Raw genomic sequence first — 18,454 nt, 5'->3', positions numbered from 1 at the left:
GTCGTCGATGGCCGCGTCGCCGACGCAATCGGGATCGTGGGTCTTGGCGATGTTCACGCCGAAGTTGTCGTCGAGTGGCGCGTCCGCGAGGCGTTGGGCAACGACTTCGGCCGAATCGCCGGGCAGGCCCATGCGGTTCATCAGGTCGTCGCCGAGTCGAAACATGCGCGGCTTCGGATTGCCCTTGCCGCCGCGAAACGTGACCGAGCCGACCTCGATGAAACCGAATCCGTAGAACGAGAGATGTCGCAGCAACTTGGCGGACTTGTCGAACCCCGCGGCGAGTCCGAGTCCGTTGGCCAGTTGCTTGCCGAAAAGCTTGACCGGCTTGTACGGCGGGAGGGCTTCGCCCATGAGTTCGTGCTTGATCGCCCACGTCCCGACGTTGTGCGCGGCCTCGGCAGGAAGGGCACGAAGATAGTGATAAGCCAGCCGCGACGTGATCGACATGCGCGATGGTATGGGGTGGGCCCACGCCCGGAGTTGTTCTGACAACAGTGGAGACGGATTAGCGCTGGCACGCCGGGCAAAAATGGGTCCCCCGGCCGCCGAGGACGATGCGTTGGATGATGCTGCGGCAGCGGCGGCACTTTTGGCCTTCTCGGCCGTAGACGCGGTGGCGGGATTGGTAATTGCCGATGTCGCCGTTGGCGTCGACGTAGTCGCGGAGGGTGGAGCCGCCGGCGGTGATGGCGGCGTTGAGGGTGCGCTTGATCGCTGCGGAGAGTCGGCGGGTGTCGGGGAGGTCGAGACTATTGCCGTGGCGCAGGGGATGGAGGCGCGCGCCATGTAGGGCTTCGTCGACGTAGATGTTGCCGAGGCCGGCGATCAGGCGTTGGTCGAGCAGGGCGGTTTTGATGTGGCGGGTCGTTTTTGAAAGTTCGTGGTGCAGCTTGGCGGGTCGGACGGTGAGCGGTTCTGGGCCGAGGCCGGCGTCGACCGGTCCGTCGCCGAGCCAAACGAATCCGCCGAAGCGTCGCGGATCGACGAACCGCAACTCTCCGATGCCCGTCGGCGTCGCCAGCAAGAAGCGCAGATGCGTGTGCTTCGCCACCGGCGTCTCGGGCGTGACGAAGCGCAGCTGCCCGGTCATGCCGAGGTGCACGAAACAGGCGTGGTCGTTGTCGAATGTGAGAATAATCCGCTTGCCGCGCCGTTGGATGTGAGACAGCTCACGCCCGGCCAGCATTCTCACGTCGAATCCCTGCGGTGTGCACACGTCATGCACACCCTGTGACACGCGGAGGATGCGTGAGCGCAACACCGAAGGTTGTAAGGAAGTGACGACGGCTTGGACTTCAGGGAGTTCGGGCATCGGGCGGTGTGGGTGCGTCCTTGCAACTTCGATCGGCGGGCGATCTTACTACCGGCAGGTGCGTCGAATCTTGGGCGTGTGAATCCCACCCGACGCCGTTAGCATGAGACCATCGCCATGGCAGACGAAAACGCAATGCAATCGACCGATCAAGACACGCAGCTCCCCGACGAGGAGCTGGCGAACGTCGAGAAACTCCAGCAGGCCTACCGCGAGATGAAGGCCGAGCTCGGCAAGGTCATCGTCGGGCAGGAAGAAGTCGTTGATGATCTCCTGCTCGCGTTGTTCTGCCGGGGCCATGCGTTGCTGGTCGGGGTGCCGGGGCTGGCCAAGACGTTGTTGATTTCGACGTTGGCCCAGACGATGGGCTTGAAGTTCAGCCGAATCCAGTTCACGCCGGACCTGATGCCGTCGGACATCACCGGGACCGACGTGATCAAGACGGATCAGGCGACCGGCGGCCGGGAGATGGAGTTCGTGCACGGCCCGGTCTTCGCCAACGTTTTGCTTGCCGACGAGATCAACCGCACCCCACCCAAGACCCAGGCCGCGCTTCTCGAAGCGATGCAGGAACGCCACGTCACCGCCGGTGGTAAGACGTACTCACTGCCCGATCCGTTCTTCGTCCTGGCCACGCAGAACCCGATCGAACAGGAAGGCACCTACCCGCTGCCCGAAGCGCAGCTCGACCGGTTCATGTTCATGGTCAAGGTCGGCTACCCGTCCGAGGCCGAGGAGTTGGAGATCGTCCGCCGAACGACGATGGACCGCGAGGTCAAGCTCGGCCAGATCCTCAACGGCGAACAGGTCCGCCAACTCCAGCACACCGTCCGCAAGGTGCCGGTCGCGGACCACGTCATTCAGTACGCACTGCGTCTGACCCGGCTGACCCGTCGCCGCGAGGGCGGCGTGCCGGACTTCGTGGAGGAGTTCGTCGACTGGGGTGCCGGTCCGCGAGCGAGTCAGAACCTGATCCTCGCCGGCAAAGCACGAGCGTTGTTGAAAGGGCGCTTCCATGTCAGCACCGACGACATCGCCAACGTCGCCGCCCCGGTCCTTCGTCACCGCATCGTGACCAACTTCGCCGCGGAGTCCGAAGGCATCGACAGCGACGTCATCGTCGAGAAGCTCATCGCCCACGTCCCCAAGCAACAGTTCGAAGGCGACGCGAAACAACAGGGCAAGATGCTCAGGGACCAACCGGCGGCGTGAGGTATGGAGATCGAACCAGGACAGATCATCGATGGAACGGTCAAAGGAGTTCCTCACTATGGCGTGTATTTTGACATTGTTGGAGGTACTGCACTGCTGCTGATTCCGAACATTCCGTTATCGCTCAGCCGCGACTTGCAGGGCAACTTCGTTGTCGGGGTGCGGCACCGACTTTTGGTGGACAGTGTCAATCGTGAAAAACAGACCGTGTCAGTTCGACTTGCAGATTTCCCTGATGCAAGGCGTGAAAATTCGGAGTTGGATGAGGTTCTGCGGCAACAGTCCCGGCGCGATTTCGACCTGCATCGATTGCTCAAGCGCGAGCCTTTCATCGCCTTCGACTTGATGTTGAATCACGGCCGATGCATCCCCGTGAGCCATCCGGGACAACTTCGTGTCGAAGAGTCCGGGCGTCTGGTGTTCCGCCGAGCATCCGAGGTAATGATTTTCTTCAAGAACGACATCTGTGGCTATGTGATTCATCAAGACGACGATCAAGCGTGACCACCACCAACAAATATCTCGACCCGCGGACGCTCAATCGCATTCGCAACCTTGAACTCCGGGCGCGGACGACGGTGGAAGGTCTGCGCATCGGCCAGCACCGTTCGCCCTACAAGGGATCGTCCGTTGAGTTCGCCGAGCACCGGCAGTACACCGCCGGGGACGACACCCGGCACGTCGACTGGAAGGTCTTCGGCCGCACCGACAAGATCTTCATCAAGCAGTTCCAAGCCGAGACCGAACTGCGCCTCGTCCTCGTCGTCGACGCGTCTGAATCCATGGACTTCGGCAGTCTCGACTCGATCGACGCCCCCGGCGACGAGTGGACCAAGTACGACCACGCCACCGCCATCGCCGCGACCTTGGCCTACATGGCGACACGCCAGAGCGACAGTGTCGGACTGGCGATCTTCGATCAAGTCGTCTCCCGTTACTTCAAACCCAGCAGCCAGCCCGGCACCTGGCGGCAACTCGTCACCGAACTCGGCGCGATCCCGCGTTGGAATCCGACCGCCATCGGAAAGGTACTCGAACAAGTCACCGGTAAGCTCACTGGCCGCAGCGTCGTCGTCGTGCTCTCCGACTTCTTCGACGACCTCGACGCGATCCAAAAAGGATTCCGCATGCTCCGTCACAAGGGCCACGAGGTGCTCGCACTCCAAGTCATGGACCCACAGGAGGTGAAGTTTCCGTTCGAGGACGTGACGATGTTCGAGGGTTTGGAGGAAGCCGGCGAACTGTTGGCCGAACCGCGTGCCCTGCGGGATGCGTACCTCCAGCAGATGCAGGAACACACCGACGAACTCGCCCACCGTTGCCGCCGCATGGGCATCGACTTTGAGCGCTTCGATAGTGGCGAGCCGTTGGACGTTGCGATCAGCACCTTCCTTGCACGCCGGTCGGACCGGCTGAGGGTAACGACATGAAGAAGGTCGTCGTGGGATTGGCGATGGTTGCCGTGGTGTTCCTTGGTGGTACTGCTGCGGTGGTCGCTTACGGTGAGTACTCGATCGGGCAACGGCTCGGTGTGGCACAGATACCTGTTGACCCGGCTTATCAAACTCGGGAAGCATTCATCGAAGCTGTTGGTGGTGCGATGCTGAGCCACCTCGGACTGGACGCGACCACCGAGTTCACCGCCCGAGTCACTCAACGGGGGCCGGACAAGCGTGACCTCGTGATCGTCGGTCCCGATGTCCCCGACGAGTTCTGTACCAAGGTTTGGTTTCGCATCGGAACAACGTCGGAAGATGAGATCGGCTGGGATTATGTAGCCGAGGTCCACCGCATGCCCGGCGGCCCTGAAATCGTGAAGATCACTACGGGATATTGATGAGTTTTCTCAACCCCATCTTCGCCATCCTCGGTGTCGCGCTGGTCGCGATTCCGGTGATCATTCACATTCTCAACCGCCGACGGTTCAAGCGGGTGAAGTGGGCGGCGATGGAGTTTCTGCTCAAGGCCATGAAGAAGAATCGCAAGCGGCTGCGGTTCGAGTCGTGGCTGCTGTTGCTCACCCGTTGCGCGATCGTGGCGTTGATCGGAATGGCACTCGCCCGACCGATGGGGTGTGGCGACGGAACACTCGCCCAGCTCGCCGGTCGGCCGTCGGGGTTGCACGTGATCGTGCTCGACACCTCCGGCTCGATGCGTTACCAACGAACCGACGGAACGACCAACTTCGAGCGGGCCAAGGACGTCGTTCGCCGCATCATCGATCGGCTCGACACCGGCGGCGAACGGGTTGCCGTCGTGACGACCGGCGGTTCGGCGCGGTTGCTCTTCGGTGAGCCGACGTTCGATCTGACCGCCGCGCTCGACGCCATGGCCGATGCGGAAGTGAGCTTTGCCGGGACCGATTTGAACGGAGCGTTCTCCGCGGCCATGGAACTCGGCACGTTCGCATCGGATGAGCCGACGCGGGTGCTCCATTTGGTGACCGATGCGGCGGAGGGGGCGTGGTCGGACAATCGCCTTCCAGAGCTGGCCCCGGCGTTGGCCGAGACGTTCACCGACATCGTGCATCACGACGTGGCCGATGTCGCGCCGACGAACACCGCCGTCGCCGATCTGGGCACGTCCGCCGGCCTGATCCGTAGCGGCTTCAACAACACCCTCGACGCCGAGCTACGCGGCTTCGGTAACGTCGGCACCGCAGATGTCGTCGCCCGGCTCGATGGCCAGTCGTTGCCGCTCACGACCAATGTGATTTCACCGACGCCGACCGGCGAGTCGGTGCTGGTTTCGCCCAACCTCGCCGACGGCGGGCGGCACGTGCTGGAGGTGCTGGTGACCGGCGGCGATCCGTTGCCGGCCGACGATGTTCGGCGTGGGGTGATCGATGTCGCGGCGGCGTTGCCAGTGTTGATCGTCGAAGGCCGACGTGGCATCGACGCACTCTCGGGTAGCGGGGCGGTGCTCGATACGGCGCTCGCGCCGCCGTTCGATGATGCCGCCCCCGGCACCGACACCCGCAGTTACGTTCGCACCGAACTCATCAGCGATCTCGAACTCGAAGCCCAGGTGCTCGGTAGCTACCGGGCCGTGTACCTCGCCGATGTCGGCAATATCTCCGATGCCGCAGCCGACGCACTTCGAAAGTACGTCGAGACCGGCGGCACATTGTTCGTGTTCCTCGGCGGTCAGGTCGACATCGACGATTACAACCAAACCCTCGGCGGTCGTGGTCTGTTGCCCGGCGGGCTCGTCCAACTCGTCCGCGTGGACGGTGTGGGGCGTCGCGTGGACTTCGATCCTAACGACGTGCTTCATCCGTTCCTCGCGGCATTTTCACGTGTGAGCCGCAGCGGTCTCGATACGGCGACCGTCTCGCAGTACTTCCGCATCACGCCAAGCGTCGACACTGCCGAGACCGTGCTGTCATTGCAGCCCGAAGCCGATCGCGCTGCCGATCCGCTGATCCTCACCCATCGCGTCGGCAGCGGCCGGGTCGTGACGCTTGCCACGTCAACCGCCTACGCCGATGGCGAGTGGAACACGCTGATTTCCAAGCCGGTGTTCGTCAGTCTCATCCATGAGTTGCTGTCCAAGTCGGCCGGCGGCGGGGATCGTTGGCTTAACGTCGAGGTGGGGGAGCCGTTGGTTCTCCCGGCGGCGGTGCGGGTGACGGAAACGCCCATGCTACGAACGGCCGACGGCGATTCGTCATTGCTCGATCGCGGTGACGACGGTGTCTGGCGTAGCGAACCGATCGAACGGCCCGGCATGCTGACGTTGGACGTCGGCACCGCGACCTATCCGATCGCCGCGAACATGCCGGCTCAGGAAAGCGACATCCGCCGGCTCGACGAGGCGGCGTTGCGTGACGCGCTGGGCGGGATCGAACTGACTTTCGCCGACGTCGATAGCGAGGTTGGTTTGGAAACGACGAACAACGACTTCGGCTGGCCGTTGCTACTGAGCGTGCTCGGCCTGGTCGCCGCCGAAACCTGGATGGCCCTGAAGTTTGGACATAGCAAGGGATAAGGTCGCACACGGATGCAACGACTGCTCGAAATTCTCCTCGGACTCGATGGCGGCTTCCTCGGTCGTGAGGGGGACTTGTCGTTCGACTTCAACCCGGCTTGGCCGGGCGGGTCGACGGTCGGTCATGGGTTGATCAACGCGGTGCTCGTTGTTGCCGCGGTTGCGTTGGTAGTGTGGATCTACCGACGCGAAGGACGCAAGCGATCGACCAAGCTGATCCTCGGCGGGTTGCGTCTGTCGTTGCTCCTGCTGTTGATCACGCTGCTCAATCGTCCGGTCTTGACCCTGACGCAGACGCGCGAGGAGCCGAGCGTGGTGGCGGTGATGGTCGACGACTCGTCGAGCATGTCGGTGCGGGACGTGGGCGAATCGACCGACCCGGCCCGACCGACCCGCTTCGCCGCGGCCAACCAGCTGATCGAGCAATTGCTGCCGACGCTGGCCGAGACCCATCAGGTCGAGTTGTTCCGCTTCGACGACTCGGCGGTGAACACCGACACCGACCAACTCGCGACCCTGGAGCCGACCGGCGGGGCGACGCAGGTGACGCCGTCGGTGCGTGCGGTGGAGCGGGAGCTTGCGGGGCGGAACCTTGCCGGCGTCGTGGTGCTCAGCGATTTCCAGGACACGCCCCGGGCAGCGGACACGGCGCTGCTCGATCAGCTTCGCGACGCGGGGGTGCAGATCCTCCCTGTCCCCGTCGGCTCCCCGACGCCGCCGGCCAACCTTGATGTCGTGTCGGTCAGCGCCCAGGAAACCGCCTTCGCCGGCGACATCGTCAACATCGCCGTCGACCTGCGTGCCGACAATCTTCCCGCCGGCGAGCCGGTCACGCTCCAACTCGTCGATCGTGCCACGGGCGTCGTCCAGGCCGGCCCCGACGGACGCCCGGCCCGGACCACGCTCAACCCTGAACCCGGCGAGCCGCTCGAAACCGATTTGCAGATCAAGACCGACCAGGTCGGCACGCTCGACCTTCTCGTCGAAGCCGTCCCGCTCGTCGGCGAACTGACCGAGGACGACAACCGCCGGCCGCTGCGGATCGAGGTGCTCGACGCGTCGATCGCCGTGCTCTACGTCGATGGCTATCCGCGTTGGGAGTTTCGCTACCTCAAACAGGAATTGACCCGCGACAAGACCGTCGAGCTTTCGGTGCTGCTCTACAGCGCCGACCCCGGCTTCCCGCAGGGCGGCAACAATCCGGTCCGCCGTTTTCCCGAGAGCATGGACGAGATGCTCGAGTACGACGTGATCCTCCTGGGCGACGTCGACCCGATCCAGTTCAGTGACTTCCAGCTTCAACTCATCCGTGAGTACGTCGCGGAGAAGGGCGGCGGGTTCGGCATGCTCGCCGGGCCGAGGTACTCGCCGCAGGAGTACATCGGCACGCCGATCGAACAAGTGCTGCCGGTCGACGTGACCGAGGTCGCCAGCTTCGCCTTCGCCCAGGGCACGACGATCACCGAGGGCTACCGCCCGGTCCTCACCGCCGCCGGTGAACAGCTCGGCATGTTCCGCTTCTTCGCCGACCGCGAGCAGAATCAACGCTACCTCGAGAACGACCTGCCCGAGTCGCTCTGGTACGTTCGCGGCATCGAGGCCAAGCCCGGCGTCGCGCAGGTCCTCGCCCAGCACCCGACCGCCCAAGCCCCCTCGGGCCAGCCGGCACCGCTGCTCATCGGCGGGCGCTACGGCAGTGGTCGGACGCTTTTCGCCGCAATCGACGACTCTTGGCGTTGGCGGTACTACACCGGCGAGGCCGTCTTCAACACGTACTGGGTGCAGAACCTCCGCTACCTCGCCCGCGGCCGAAAGCTCGGCCAACGCCGTTACACCTTCGACGCCGACCGGCCGGCCTACGCGCTGGGCGAGCAGGTCACCGTGAGCTTCCGCGCCCTCGACGGCGGCCTGCTTTCGCAACTCGGCGACAGCATCGGGGTGAACGTCAAGGACAGCGACGGCGTGGCCGTCCGACAACTCACGCTCCGCCAACAGGAGAACCGCCCCGACACGTTCGTCGCGACCTTCACCGCCGACGGCATCGGAACCTACGCCGCGGAACTGAACGATCTGCCGCAAGCCGCCGGGGCCGGCGTGTCGATCCAGGTGGAAGCCCCGACGTTGGAGCTCGCCCGGCCGCAGGTCGATGTCGAAGCGTCGACCGCACTCGCCAGCGAGACCGGCGGCGAAGTCGTGCCGCTGGCCGACGCGCTGGATCGACTGCCGCAGTTGCTGACCAGCGCCGCCCGGTCGGTGCCGATCCGCATGGAACAGGCGTTGTGGGACGCCCCGATCGCGTTGGTGTTGTTCGTGTTGTTGATCACCGCCGAGTGGGTCGGCCGAAAGATGGCGGGGATGTTGTGAACGATGAAGACTCAACCTCCGTCATCCCGAGCGCAGCCGAGGGATCTAGCACCGGACGCCCGGCGGCTGATTCGAGCGGTCGGTGTCCGGTGCTAGATCCCTCGGCTGCGCTCGGAATGACAACTTCGACGTAACATTTCGCGGGTTTGCCCGTCTGTATTTTGGTATCAAGGAGCCCCCATGCCCGTCCAGCAACTCATCGACGTCCTGGAATCGCTGCGGCAGAAGGCCAAGGCGCTGAGCCTGGTCTACGGGCTCGGGTTGCTGTTGGCGGCGTTTGCCGGGGCGTCGCTGTTCGTCGTCGCCGCCGACTACTTCCTCGACCTGGCGGCGATCCCGCGGATGGTGCTGCTGCTCGGCTCGTTCGTGTTGCTCGGTTACGTCGGCTACCGCTTCATCGTCAAGCCGGCGTCGGAGCGGGTGACGCTTTCGGACATGGCCGGGCGGGTCGAGACGGTCTTCCCCGAGTTCGACGATCGCCTGCGTTCTGCCGTGAACTTCGCGACGACCCAGGACAAGGTCGGCTCCGAGCGGATGCGTAGCAAAGTCATGACCCAGGCCGGCGACATCGCGGCCCACGTCAACTTCTCCCAGGTCATCCAACCCAAGCCCGCACTCTTCACCTTCACGGGCGGCGTCGCGGCGTTGCTGGTGCTGGTGCTCGGGGCCGTCCTCATCGGCCAAACCTATCGCGGCATCATCGCGTCGCGCCTGTTCACGCCCTTCGACGCCGCCGACTGGCCGACCCAGCAGGTCATCGGTCTGCCCGCCACGCTGCCCGAGAAAGTCCCCGCCGGCCAACGGGTCATGGTCGAAATCACCGTCGACAAGGGCGACCGCGAAGACCTACGCCCGATCGCCAAGTACCGCACCGGCGATGGCCAGGAACGCGAGGTCTTCCTCGAACGCATTGATGGCAACCGCTACGCCGCAACCCTCGACACCCGCTTGGTCAACGGCGACACCGCGGCCCCGCTGAACATCCGCGTCGAGGCCGGCGATGCCGAGGCGACGCTCGCGCCGGTGCAAATCGTGCCGCGCCTGCGGGTCGAGTCGGTGTCGGCCGTCGCGACGCCGCCGGCGTATGTGCCGAGCCGTGATGAGAAGACCTTCGACCTCGCCCGCGGCACCGCCGTCGTCGGCCAGGGGTCGTCGGTCACGCTCCGCGTTGCCTTCAACAAACAGCTCGGCGACATGATCGACCTCGTGCCGCTGGGCGAGACGCAGCTGCCCGAGTTGCCCTGGGTGCTCGACGGCAACACCGCGACGGCTAGCTTCGTCGCCGAGGATTCGCTGCGCTTCCGGGTGAACGCGACCGATGCCGACGGGTTCAAGAACAGCGCCGTCGGCGAGTATGGGCTGTTGGTTCGCCCCGACCAGTCGCCGACGATCGTGATCGAGCAGCCCCGCCGCAACGAGCGCCGCACCGCCGACACGACGGTGCCGTTGATCGCTGCTGCCGAGGACGACTATGGCTTCGACGGTGTCGAGCTGCGTGTTCGCAAGCTGGGCGGCCCCGACGAGGAACCGGTGGACTGGGTGGTGCCGCTGGTCGCGGAGGCCGAGCCGGTCGACGGCGTCGGTTGGACCCGCTCCCAGCGCGGCGACACCGGCGTGCGCTTCCGCCTCGTCCACGACTGGAAGCCTGCCGATCTCGACGGGGCCGACCTCGAACCCGGCGACGTGCTCGAGTACCAACTCGCCGCCCAGGACAACTACGAACGCGCCGGCTCCCGCCACGCACCCGCGCTCTCCGGTAAGCTCCGCATCACGATCATTTCGCAAGAAGACCTCTCCAACGAGATCATCGACGACCTGCGTCAAATCCGCGATCAGGTCTCCGCCGTGCGCGGCCGACAGGAACGCACCCGGCAGGAGACCAGCGACCTCGCCCAGGACACGCGCGACAAGCAGGAGCTCGACGAAGCGGACCAGGCAACGGCCAAACGCCTGGTGCGCGACCAAAGCGCCGCCGCCGGTGCCGCCAAGCGACTGGCCCAGCAGGTGCAGGAACTGCAAGACCGCCTTGAAGAGAACGCGTCGGAAGACGAGGATCTTACGGATCTGACCGAGACCGTTGCCGAGAAGCTCGAGCGTGCGGCGGAAGAGCCGATGAAGGAGGCGACCGGTGAACTCTCCACGGCCGCCTCCGAGAAGGCCGCCCAGCCACGCCGCGAACAAGCCCTCGAAGACGCCGGCCAAGCCCAACAGCAGGCCGTCGCTCAACTGGAAGACGCGATCCAGCAGATGGAAAACATCGGCTCGCTGCGCGGCGCGATCGAACAACTTGAAAACCTCCTCGATAAGCAACGCGAAGCCGCCCAGGCCACGCGCGAAGCCGTCAACCAGGAGCGCGGCAAGGACCGCGCCGATGTCGGGGAAGACACGCAGGAAAAACTCGACGCCGCCGCGGAGCAGCAACGCGAGGTCGCCGAGCAGACGCAGAAGGCCATCGAGCAGATGGAGAAGATGGCCGAGCAGATGAAGCAGTCGGACCCCGAGGCGTCCGAGGCGATGCAGCAGGCCGCCCAGACCGCTCAACGCCGCAACGTCACCCAGCAGCAGCAGGAAGCCGCCGAGCAAACCGAGCAGAACGCCGGCCAACAGGCCCAGCAGAACCAGCAGCAGGTTGAGCTCGGCATGGAGATGATCCTCAGGGATCTCAAGGAGGCCGAGAAGCAGCAACTCGCCCGCATGCAGCGCAAGCTCGCCGAGTTGCAGGAACAGGTCGCGACGCTCATCCGTCGGCAGGCCGGGCACAACGTCGACAACCTCGCCCTGCGTGGTGCCGAGGGGCTCGAAGCCGTCGCGGCAGAGGTCGTCGCCGAACTGCTCGCGACCGCCGAACGCCTCGACGCCGAGGGCAATCCCGTCCCGCCCGATCGCCTCGACGCCAACATCCTCTCCCAGTCGCAGCAGCAGACCGAACGCAACACGCGGTCGATCTCCAAGGACGCCGAGGAGCAACGCAACGGCGGCGAAGTCGCGGCCAAGCTGACCCGTGCCGCCGGCCGCATGGAGCGTGCGATCATCATGCTCCGCGACCGCGACCTGCCCGGCGCCTACCCGTCGATGGACGAAGCCCTCGCCTCGCTTCGTGAAGCCAAGACGCTGCTCGACGAACAGAAGAACGAGGTCGACGAACAGGTCGCCCAACAGCAACGCGACGCGATCCGACAGCGATTGATCCAAACGCGCACCGATCAGATCGCGATCAACGAGCGGACCGCCGAGCTGGAGGCCAAGCGTGTCGCCGGTGAACTCAACCGCGCCGACCGCTTGGAGTTGACGCGGATGCCCGCCGGTCAGGGCAAGCTTGCCGATTCGATGAACGGCATCAGCAGCGACCTCGCCGGCCTCGGTGGTGTCGTCTACGTCTGGACCGCCAACCAGGTCCGTGACGGCATGAACGCCGTCAAGCAAAAGCTCGCCGACTCCGACACCGCCGCCGGCACGCAGGCCCAGCAGGCGACGGTGATCGCGCAGTTGGACGCGATGATCGAGAACCTCAAGCAGGAGCCACGGGAACAGGAGTTCGAGCAACGCCAGCAGGGCGGTGGTGGTGGAGGCGGCGGCGGTGGCGATCAGCCGTCCTTCCCAACCGTGACCGAGCTGAAGCTTTTGCAGTCGATTCAGCAAACGGTCAACGACGCGACGATCGAACAGGCCGCGATCGAGCCCCGTAATGAAGGCGAACTCGAACGCCTCGGGGCACGTCAGGGCGAGATGCGTAACCTGCTCGACGAGCTCTTGCGGAAAGCCTCCCGTGGCGAGATGCAACTCGGTCCCGAACCGGACAATCGCGACCAACTGCCCGAGGAAGTCACCGAGCAGGAGGTCGAGGACGACGAGCTCATGGCCGAGTTGCTCGGCGGTAACGAAGGCCAAAACGCCCAGGAAAAACAGGTCAATCGCATCGGCGACCGGATGGCCCGCAGCCGCCAACGCCTCGCGATCAACCACGACCCGGGTAAGACGACGCAGATCATCCAGCGTCGTATCCAGCTCGACTTCGACGACCTGATCGCACAAGCTCGCGAGCAGCAGTCGCAACAGCAACAACAGCAGGGCGGCGGAGGCGGCGAGCAGCAAGCGGCCCAGCCCAATCAAGGGCAGCCGCAAGGCGGACAAGCCAACGCCCAGCAAAACGCCGCCGCCCAGGGCAACGCCGAGGACAGCACTGACGGCACGCGTGAGATGGACGTCGGCGAAGCCGTTACCGGCGGCGACATCGCCGGCGCCGTCAACGAGTGGGGCCAACTCACCGAACGCCAGCGCCAAGCCGTTATCGAAGGCACCGACGACCAAACACTGCCGGCCTACGAACAGTTGGTTCGTGACTATTACAGAGGCCTCAACGAGAAAGCGCAGGGCGAATAATGCGGAACCTCCCGATCTCACCGTTGCTGGCCGCGGCGTTACTGACATCTCCCGCGCTGGCTCAGGAAGCCCCGTTGCCCGGCAACGGCCAGGAACGATTCGACCCCATCACCGGTGAAGAGATCACGCCCGAAGCGCGCCGTGCGATCGAGCGTGGATTGGCCTACCTGTCCACCCGGCAGAACGACAACGGTTCGTTCGGTGCGCGTGGTGGTGTCGGCGCATCGAGCGCTATTACTTCGCTGGCCGCGTTGGCGTTCATGTCCGCCGGCAACCTGCCGGGTCGGGGCATTTACGGCGACAACGTCGCCCGCGCCGTTGATTACATCCTCGACACCGCCCAGCCGTCCGGTCTGCTTAGCGCCGAGAATGCTCACGGCGTGATGTACTCCCATGGCTTTGCCGCGCTTTTCCTTGGCGAGGTTTACGGCATGACCGGCGACCCGCGGATCAAGGAGGTGCTCAAGGACGCCGTCAAGCTCATCGAGAAGTCCCAGAACCACGAAGGCGGCTGGCGCTACCAACCGGCCCCGGTCGACGCGGACGTTTCCGTCACGATTTGCCAGATCATGGCGTTGCGTGCGGCGCGTGATGCAGGGATCAACGTCGACGCCGAAGTGATCGACCGCGCGGTCGAGTACGTCAAAAAATGCCAGACTGCCGACGGCGGCTTTTCGTACATGCTCGCCGCCGGGCGTGCGCACGGCAGCAGCGCGTTTCCCCGCAGCGCTGCCGGGCTCGCGAGTCTGTACTACGCGGGCATCAGCGAAGGCCCGGAGGTCGAGCGGGCGTTGGCGTACTTGCTCCGCAACATCCCCGGCCAGGGCCGGGGCGGTCGTCAGGCACACTACTACTACGGCCACTACTACGCCGCCCAGGCCGCCTTCCTCGCCGGCGGCGAGTGGTGGGCGCAGTGGTTCCCGGCCATCCGCGAAGAACTCCTCGCCAACCAGAACGCCACCAGCGGCGCGTGGTCCGGCGAGGTCAACGACGAGTACGCCACGTCGATGGCGTTGATCATCCTGCAAATGCCCAACCGTTACTTGCCGGTGTTCAGCGGGAAAGGGCCGGGAAGCTGATGCGTGTTGCCCTTGCCATCGCGCTCGCATTGTCGCTGCCCGTTACCGTGTTCGCGCAGTTGCGTGTGGTTCAGACCGACGGCAGTTCCATCGACGCCGAGATTCTGAAGATCGACCCCGAAGCCGGCGTCAGCATCGACACGGCAACCGTCATCCCGTGGGATCAGATCGTGCGTGTCGATCGGACCTCGCCCGCTCTCGATGCCCGGCGTGGGACGTTCGCGTTGCACCTGCGTGGCGGCGGCAGGCTGGTCGGCCGACCGATCGAGACCGTCGGCGAAACGCTGCACTTCGATGACGCGAACGTCGGCGAGATCGCGGTCGATCTTTCGGCCATCGCGGGCATGGTGCCGTACGGACAGTCACTGCCGAGCATGCCCAGTGCGACCGACGTGCTCCGGCTGGCCAACGATGATGTGCTCCGTGGCGTCGTGCTCGAACTCGACGCCGACCAAGCCACGATCCAAACCGACGACGGTCAAACCATCGCCGTCGAACTCGCCACGGTGACCCGGCTGCAACTCGCGCCGCTCGGGCCAACTCCGGATGTGGGACGCTACCTCGTTCACCTCGGCGGCGGTTGGGCCTATCCGGTCTCGGCGGTGACGATCGAGCGCGGCGCTTTGCGGTTGACGATCCGCCGCCCCGAGGGGTCGCCGGCGGAGCCGTTCGCACCGATTTCGAAAAGCTGGCTCGATCAGATCGAGCAAGTCGGGGGCCCGGTGCGTTTCGTCAGCGATCTCACGCCGACCGACGCGACGATGACGCCGTACCTCGCCGCGTCCGATGCCGGTACGACGGTTCCTTATCTCGTCGAAGAACGCAACCTGCGTGTTCGGCCCCGAAGCACGTTGACTTTCGACATTCCTGAAGGGTTCACCCATCTGCGGTTCGGCTACGAACTTGCCCCCGGCCATCGCCCGCTCGGTGACGTCTCGGTGCGTGTGTTGCTCGACGGCGTGTCGATCCACGAAGCACGGAACGTCACGTCCGCCGTTGCGGTCCGCCTCGATCTCGACATCGCGGGCGGTTCGTCACTGACGCTCGAGGTTGATTACGGTGAGAACTTCGACGTGCAGGACGAGCTGCTCTGGCTCGAGCCAACCTTTCTGAAACGCTGAGCGGTCTACACTCGCGGTCCATGAGCTTCTCGAAAGACTTTCTCTGGGGCGTGGCCGCTGCGTCGTATCAAGTCGAGGGCGGGCACACCGACGGACGTGTGCCGAGCGTGTGGGACATGCATGCCGCTTGGCCCGGCAAAGTGTTCGAGGAGCATAACGGCTCGGTCGCCTGCGATCAGTACAACCGTTACGAAGAAGACGCCCAACTCATGGCCGACCTGGGTGCGAAGGCGTATCGCTTCAGCATCGCCTGGCCGCGCGTGATGAGCGATGACGGTCAACTCAACAAGCCCGGTCTCGACTACTACGACCGACTTGCCGATGCGCTGCTGGCCAAAGGCGTGACGCCTTGGGCGACGCTCTTCCACTGGGACATGCCAATGTGGGCCTTCCGCAAGGGTGGCTGGCTCAACCGCGCGTCGGCCGACTGGTTCGCCGAGTACGTCGAGCACATCGCCGACGCATTGGGCGACCGAGTGAAGAATTGGTTCACGCTCAATGAGCCGCAGGTGTTCCTCGGGCTCGGGCATCAAACCGGTGAGCACGCGCCCGGGATCAAGCTGCCCGACAGCGAACTCGTCATCGCGGCGCATCACACGCTCATGGCGCACGGCCGCGCGGTGAAGGTGCTGCGTGAAAAGGTCGACGACGCTCGCGTCGGCTTCGCCCCGACCAGCCCAGTTGCTGCCGCAGCATCGGACAGCCCCGAGGACATCGAAGCCGCTCGCCGGTTCATGTTCACCTGCGAGCCCAAGCGTTGGATCTGGTCCGACACCTGGTACAGCGGCCCGGCGATCCAGGGGGCATATCCCGATGACGGTCTGGCATTTCTCGGCAAGCACCTGCCCGCCGGCTTCGAGGACGATATCGCTCGCGTCATCCACGAGCCGCTCGATTTCTTTGGCGTCAACGTCTACCAAGGACCGACGATCAAGGCGACCGACGACGGTCCCAAGCCGGTGCCATTCCCCGTCGGCGGGCCGATCACGATGTTCCACTGGGCCGTCACGCCCGAAGTGCTGTACTGGGGCCCGAAGCTCTTCAACGAGCGGTACGGCCTGCCGGTCTACGTCACGGAGAACGGTTGCGCGAGCATGGACTGGGTCCACGTCGACGGCGAGGTCCATGATGCCCCGCGGGTCGATTTCATCACCCGTTACCTGCGTGCGCTCAAACGAGCCGCTGCCGACGACGTCGACATCGCCGGGTACTTCCACTGGTCCGTGCTCGACAACTACGAATGGGCCGAGGGCTACCGCATGCGGTTCGGCATCGTCTACGTCGACTTCGAGACGCAGCAGCGCATCCCGAAGGACTCGTACAAGTGGTATGCGAAGATCATCGAAAGCAACGGCGGCGCGCTCGACGGGTAGGCCGCTACTATCCCGGCCCATGAATCCAGCGGACGAAGCCCTGTTCAACGCGAAAGTCGTCGGCCGTGAAGACCTCACGCCCGAGTTGTGCGTGATCCGTGTCGCGCCCGAGAAGGGCGAGGCGCCCGACTTTCTGCCCGGTCAGTACGCGACACTCGGCCTGCCGCCGGCGGAGGATGACACGGAGCAGCAAGCGAAGAAGGGCCTCGGTCGGTTCTGGCTTCGGCCCTACTCGATCGCCTCGCCGCCGAGCGAGCGGCGCTTCCTCGAGTTCTACGTCGCGCTCGTCGAGGACGGGGCGTTCACGCCGAAGATGTGGGCGCTGCAAGAGGGCGACGGCTTGTGGATGGGGCCCAAGTGCAAGGGCACCTTCACGATGGAGCACCTGCCCCGCGATCAGCACATCGTCACCATCTCCACCGGTACCGGGCTCGCGCCCTTCATGTCGATGCTCAACCACTACCGCGGGCAGGATCGCTGGAAGACCTACACCGTCATCCACGGCACGCGCAAGTGCAACGACCTCGGGTACCGCCGCGAGCTCGAGGCGGTGGTCGGCGATGATCCGACGGTCCGCTACATCCCGACGTGCAGCCGGGAGCCGGACGAGCCGGGCAACGACTGGAAGGGTCTGCGTGGCCGGGTGAACGTCGCGATCGAGACCAAGAACTTCCGCCAGTTCGCCGGCATCGACCTCGACCCGGCCGACTGCCAGGTCTTCCTTTGCGGCAACCCGCAGATGATCGAAGACATCGAGCACGACCTGCACCAACGCGGCTTCACGACGTACCAGAAAAAGAACAACCCCGACGGCAACATCCACCACGAGAAGTACTGGTGATCCTCGCCGTCGAACGAATCGTGCCTGAAGCACGCTTAACCATGTCATCCTTCGACTGCGCTCAGGATGACATGGGGGTGTGAGATTTACTCACGCCTTCGCGTCTTCGCTGAAGCCGACCAGACCGTGCTTTTCGATGTGGTCTTCGAGGTTGACGCCGGTCTTGCTCTCGGTGCGGCGGATGGTCTTTTGGAAGAACAGGTTGTTGGGGATCTGGATCGTGCTGCCGTCGCGGGCGGGGTCGTCGGTTTCCTCGCGGATGACGACGTACATCATGGTCAGGTCGACCACCTGCCCGACGACGTTGGGCCCGGCGGCGTTCTCGACCAGTTCGATGCGGTCGCCGATGCGGAACGGTTTGAAGATCATCAGCATCACCGAGCAACTGATGTTCGACAGCACCGACCACACCGCGACGAACCCGATCGCGACCAGGGCGGCCACCGCGCTGAGCGCCGCCCAGATCGAGTGCATCGGCACGCCAAACCACTGCAAGACCAGCAGCAACGCGATCAGGTAGACGACATACCGCACGAACCGTCGGATCGGCAGCACGACGCTGTCGGGGAGCTTGCGGGCGTCGCGGACTTCGTTGATGACCTTTTGGAGCAGGCGTGCGATGATGACCGCCGCGAGCAGCACGCCGAGGATGAGCCCGATCGCCGCCGCCTTGTTGATCCACCAGTTCGGATCGGACACGGTCTCGATCAGGATGTGGAACTGATTGCGTGCGTTGTCGACGACCTGCGGCGGGGCGCTAGCGAACATGGCGCGATCGT

At 64.7% G+C, this 18,454-nt stretch carries 14 protein-coding genes; 11 read left to right on the top strand and 3 right to left on the bottom strand.

Features of this window, described 5'->3' with window-relative positions:
• The coding region (locus tag AAGD32_05640) for a quinone-dependent dihydroorotate dehydrogenase (GenBank protein MEM8873725.1) at nt 1–450 on the bottom strand (450 nt) is incomplete at its 3' end.
• A gap of 58 nt (nt 451–508) precedes the next feature.
• On the bottom strand, nt 509–1,315 hold the full coding sequence (gene mutM / locus AAGD32_05635) for a bifunctional DNA-formamidopyrimidine glycosylase/DNA-(apurinic or apyrimidinic site) lyase (protein ID MEM8873724.1): 807 nt from the start codon (nt 1,313–1,315) through the stop codon (nt 509–511).
• 117 nt (nt 1,316–1,432) lie between these two features.
• On the opposite strand from mutM, the gene AAGD32_05630 reads away from it, so the two are divergent.
• From AAGD32_05630 to AAGD32_05580, 11 genes are all read left to right on the top strand, one after another.
• The gene (locus AAGD32_05630) at nt 1,433–2,527 is read left to right on the top strand and encodes a MoxR family ATPase (GenBank protein ID MEM8873723.1); all 1,095 of its coding nucleotides are present in this window, start codon (nt 1,433–1,435) and stop codon (nt 2,525–2,527) included.
• A gap of 3 nt (nt 2,528–2,530) precedes the next feature.
• Nucleotides 2,531–3,031 carry a hypothetical protein gene (locus AAGD32_05625; protein ID MEM8873722.1) on the top strand — a complete coding sequence of 167 codons (501 nt, stop codon included), beginning with the start codon at nt 2,531–2,533 and terminating at the stop codon, nt 3,029–3,031.
• Nucleotides 3,028–3,957 carry a DUF58 domain-containing protein gene (locus tag AAGD32_05620; GenBank protein MEM8873721.1) on the top strand — a complete coding sequence of 310 codons (930 nt, stop codon included), beginning with the start codon at nt 3,028–3,030 and terminating at the stop codon, nt 3,955–3,957. Before AAGD32_05625 ends, AAGD32_05620 begins: the two co-directional genes overlap by 4 nt.
• Nucleotides 3,954–4,364, top strand: coding sequence for a hypothetical protein (locus AAGD32_05615; GenBank protein ID MEM8873720.1), 411 nt, complete (start codon nt 3,954–3,956; stop codon nt 4,362–4,364). Before AAGD32_05620 ends, AAGD32_05615 begins: the two co-directional genes overlap by 4 nt.
• Nucleotides 4,364–6,517 (top strand): BatA domain-containing protein, encoded by a 2,154-nt coding sequence (locus AAGD32_05610; protein MEM8873719.1) that lies wholly within the window; start codon nt 4,364–4,366, stop codon nt 6,515–6,517. The genes AAGD32_05615 and AAGD32_05610 overlap by 1 nt, the downstream gene beginning before the upstream one ends.
• A 12-nt stretch (nt 6,518–6,529) precedes the next feature.
• Nucleotides 6,530–8,881: a hypothetical protein gene (locus tag AAGD32_05605; GenBank protein ID MEM8873718.1), complete on the top strand. Its 2,352-nt coding sequence runs from the start codon at nt 6,530–6,532 to the stop codon at nt 8,879–8,881.
• Between the two features lie 180 nt (nt 8,882–9,061).
• Nucleotides 9,062–13,261 carry a hypothetical protein gene (locus tag AAGD32_05600; protein MEM8873717.1) on the top strand — a complete coding sequence of 1,400 codons (4,200 nt, stop codon included), beginning with the start codon at nt 9,062–9,064 and terminating at the stop codon, nt 13,259–13,261.
• Nucleotides 13,261–14,340 carry a prenyltransferase/squalene oxidase repeat-containing protein gene (locus AAGD32_05595; GenBank protein ID MEM8873716.1) on the top strand — a complete coding sequence of 360 codons (1,080 nt, stop codon included), beginning with the start codon at nt 13,261–13,263 and terminating at the stop codon, nt 14,338–14,340. Before AAGD32_05600 ends, AAGD32_05595 begins: the two co-directional genes overlap by 1 nt.
• Nucleotides 14,340–15,461: an NPCBM/NEW2 domain-containing protein gene (locus tag AAGD32_05590; GenBank protein ID MEM8873715.1), complete on the top strand. Its 1,122-nt coding sequence runs from the start codon at nt 14,340–14,342 to the stop codon at nt 15,459–15,461. Before AAGD32_05595 ends, AAGD32_05590 begins: the two co-directional genes overlap by 1 nt.
• A gap of 20 nt (nt 15,462–15,481) precedes the next feature.
• Entirely contained in the window at nt 15,482–16,834 is a 1,353-nt protein-coding gene (locus AAGD32_05585) for a GH1 family beta-glucosidase (protein MEM8873714.1), read from the top strand.
• A 19-nt stretch (nt 16,835–16,853) separates the two neighbouring features.
• On the top strand, nt 16,854–17,675 hold the full coding sequence (locus tag AAGD32_05580) for a ferredoxin--NADP reductase (protein MEM8873713.1): 822 nt from the start codon (nt 16,854–16,856) through the stop codon (nt 17,673–17,675).
• Between the two features lie 90 nt (nt 17,676–17,765).
• Here the strand turns inward: AAGD32_05580 and AAGD32_05575 are convergent, their stop codons facing one another.
• Entirely contained in the window at nt 17,766–18,443 is a 678-nt protein-coding gene (locus AAGD32_05575; protein MEM8873712.1) for a mechanosensitive ion channel family protein, read from the bottom strand.
• Nucleotides 18,444–18,454 lie beyond the last annotated feature (11 nt).

The sequence above is a fragment of the Planctomycetota bacterium genome (genome assembly GCA_039182125.1).
Taxonomy (GTDB): Bacteria; Planctomycetota; Phycisphaerae; order Tepidisphaerales; family Tepidisphaeraceae; genus JBCDCH01.
The sequence above is the reverse complement of the archived record's forward strand: the minus strand, read 5'-3'. Positions and strand labels throughout refer to the sequence as shown.

Coding starts and splice junctions, on each gene's coding strand:
- mutM (MEM8873724.1), bottom strand. CDS start 1,315: ATGCCCGAACTCCCTGAAGTCCAAGCCGTCGTCACTTCCTTACAACCT.
- AAGD32_05630 (MEM8873723.1), top strand. CDS start 1,433: ATGGCAGACGAAAACGCAATGCAATCGACCGATCAAGACACGCAGCTC.
- AAGD32_05625 (MEM8873722.1), top strand. CDS start 2,531: ATGGAGATCGAACCAGGACAGATCATCGATGGAACGGTCAAAGGAGTT.
- AAGD32_05615 (MEM8873720.1), top strand. CDS start 3,954: ATGAAGAAGGTCGTCGTGGGATTGGCGATGGTTGCCGTGGTGTTCCTT.
- AAGD32_05610 (MEM8873719.1), top strand. CDS start 4,364: ATGAGTTTTCTCAACCCCATCTTCGCCATCCTCGGTGTCGCGCTGGTC.
- AAGD32_05605 (MEM8873718.1), top strand. CDS start 6,530: ATGCAACGACTGCTCGAAATTCTCCTCGGACTCGATGGCGGCTTCCTC.
- AAGD32_05600 (MEM8873717.1), top strand. CDS start 9,062: ATGCCCGTCCAGCAACTCATCGACGTCCTGGAATCGCTGCGGCAGAAG.
- AAGD32_05595 (MEM8873716.1), top strand. CDS start 13,261: ATGCGGAACCTCCCGATCTCACCGTTGCTGGCCGCGGCGTTACTGACA.
- AAGD32_05590 (MEM8873715.1), top strand. CDS start 14,340: ATGCGTGTTGCCCTTGCCATCGCGCTCGCATTGTCGCTGCCCGTTACC.
- AAGD32_05585 (MEM8873714.1), top strand. CDS start 15,482: ATGAGCTTCTCGAAAGACTTTCTCTGGGGCGTGGCCGCTGCGTCGTAT.
- AAGD32_05580 (MEM8873713.1), top strand. CDS start 16,854: ATGAATCCAGCGGACGAAGCCCTGTTCAACGCGAAAGTCGTCGGCCGT.
- AAGD32_05575 (MEM8873712.1), bottom strand. CDS start 18,443: ATGTTCGCTAGCGCCCCGCCGCAGGTCGTCGACAACGCACGCAATCAG.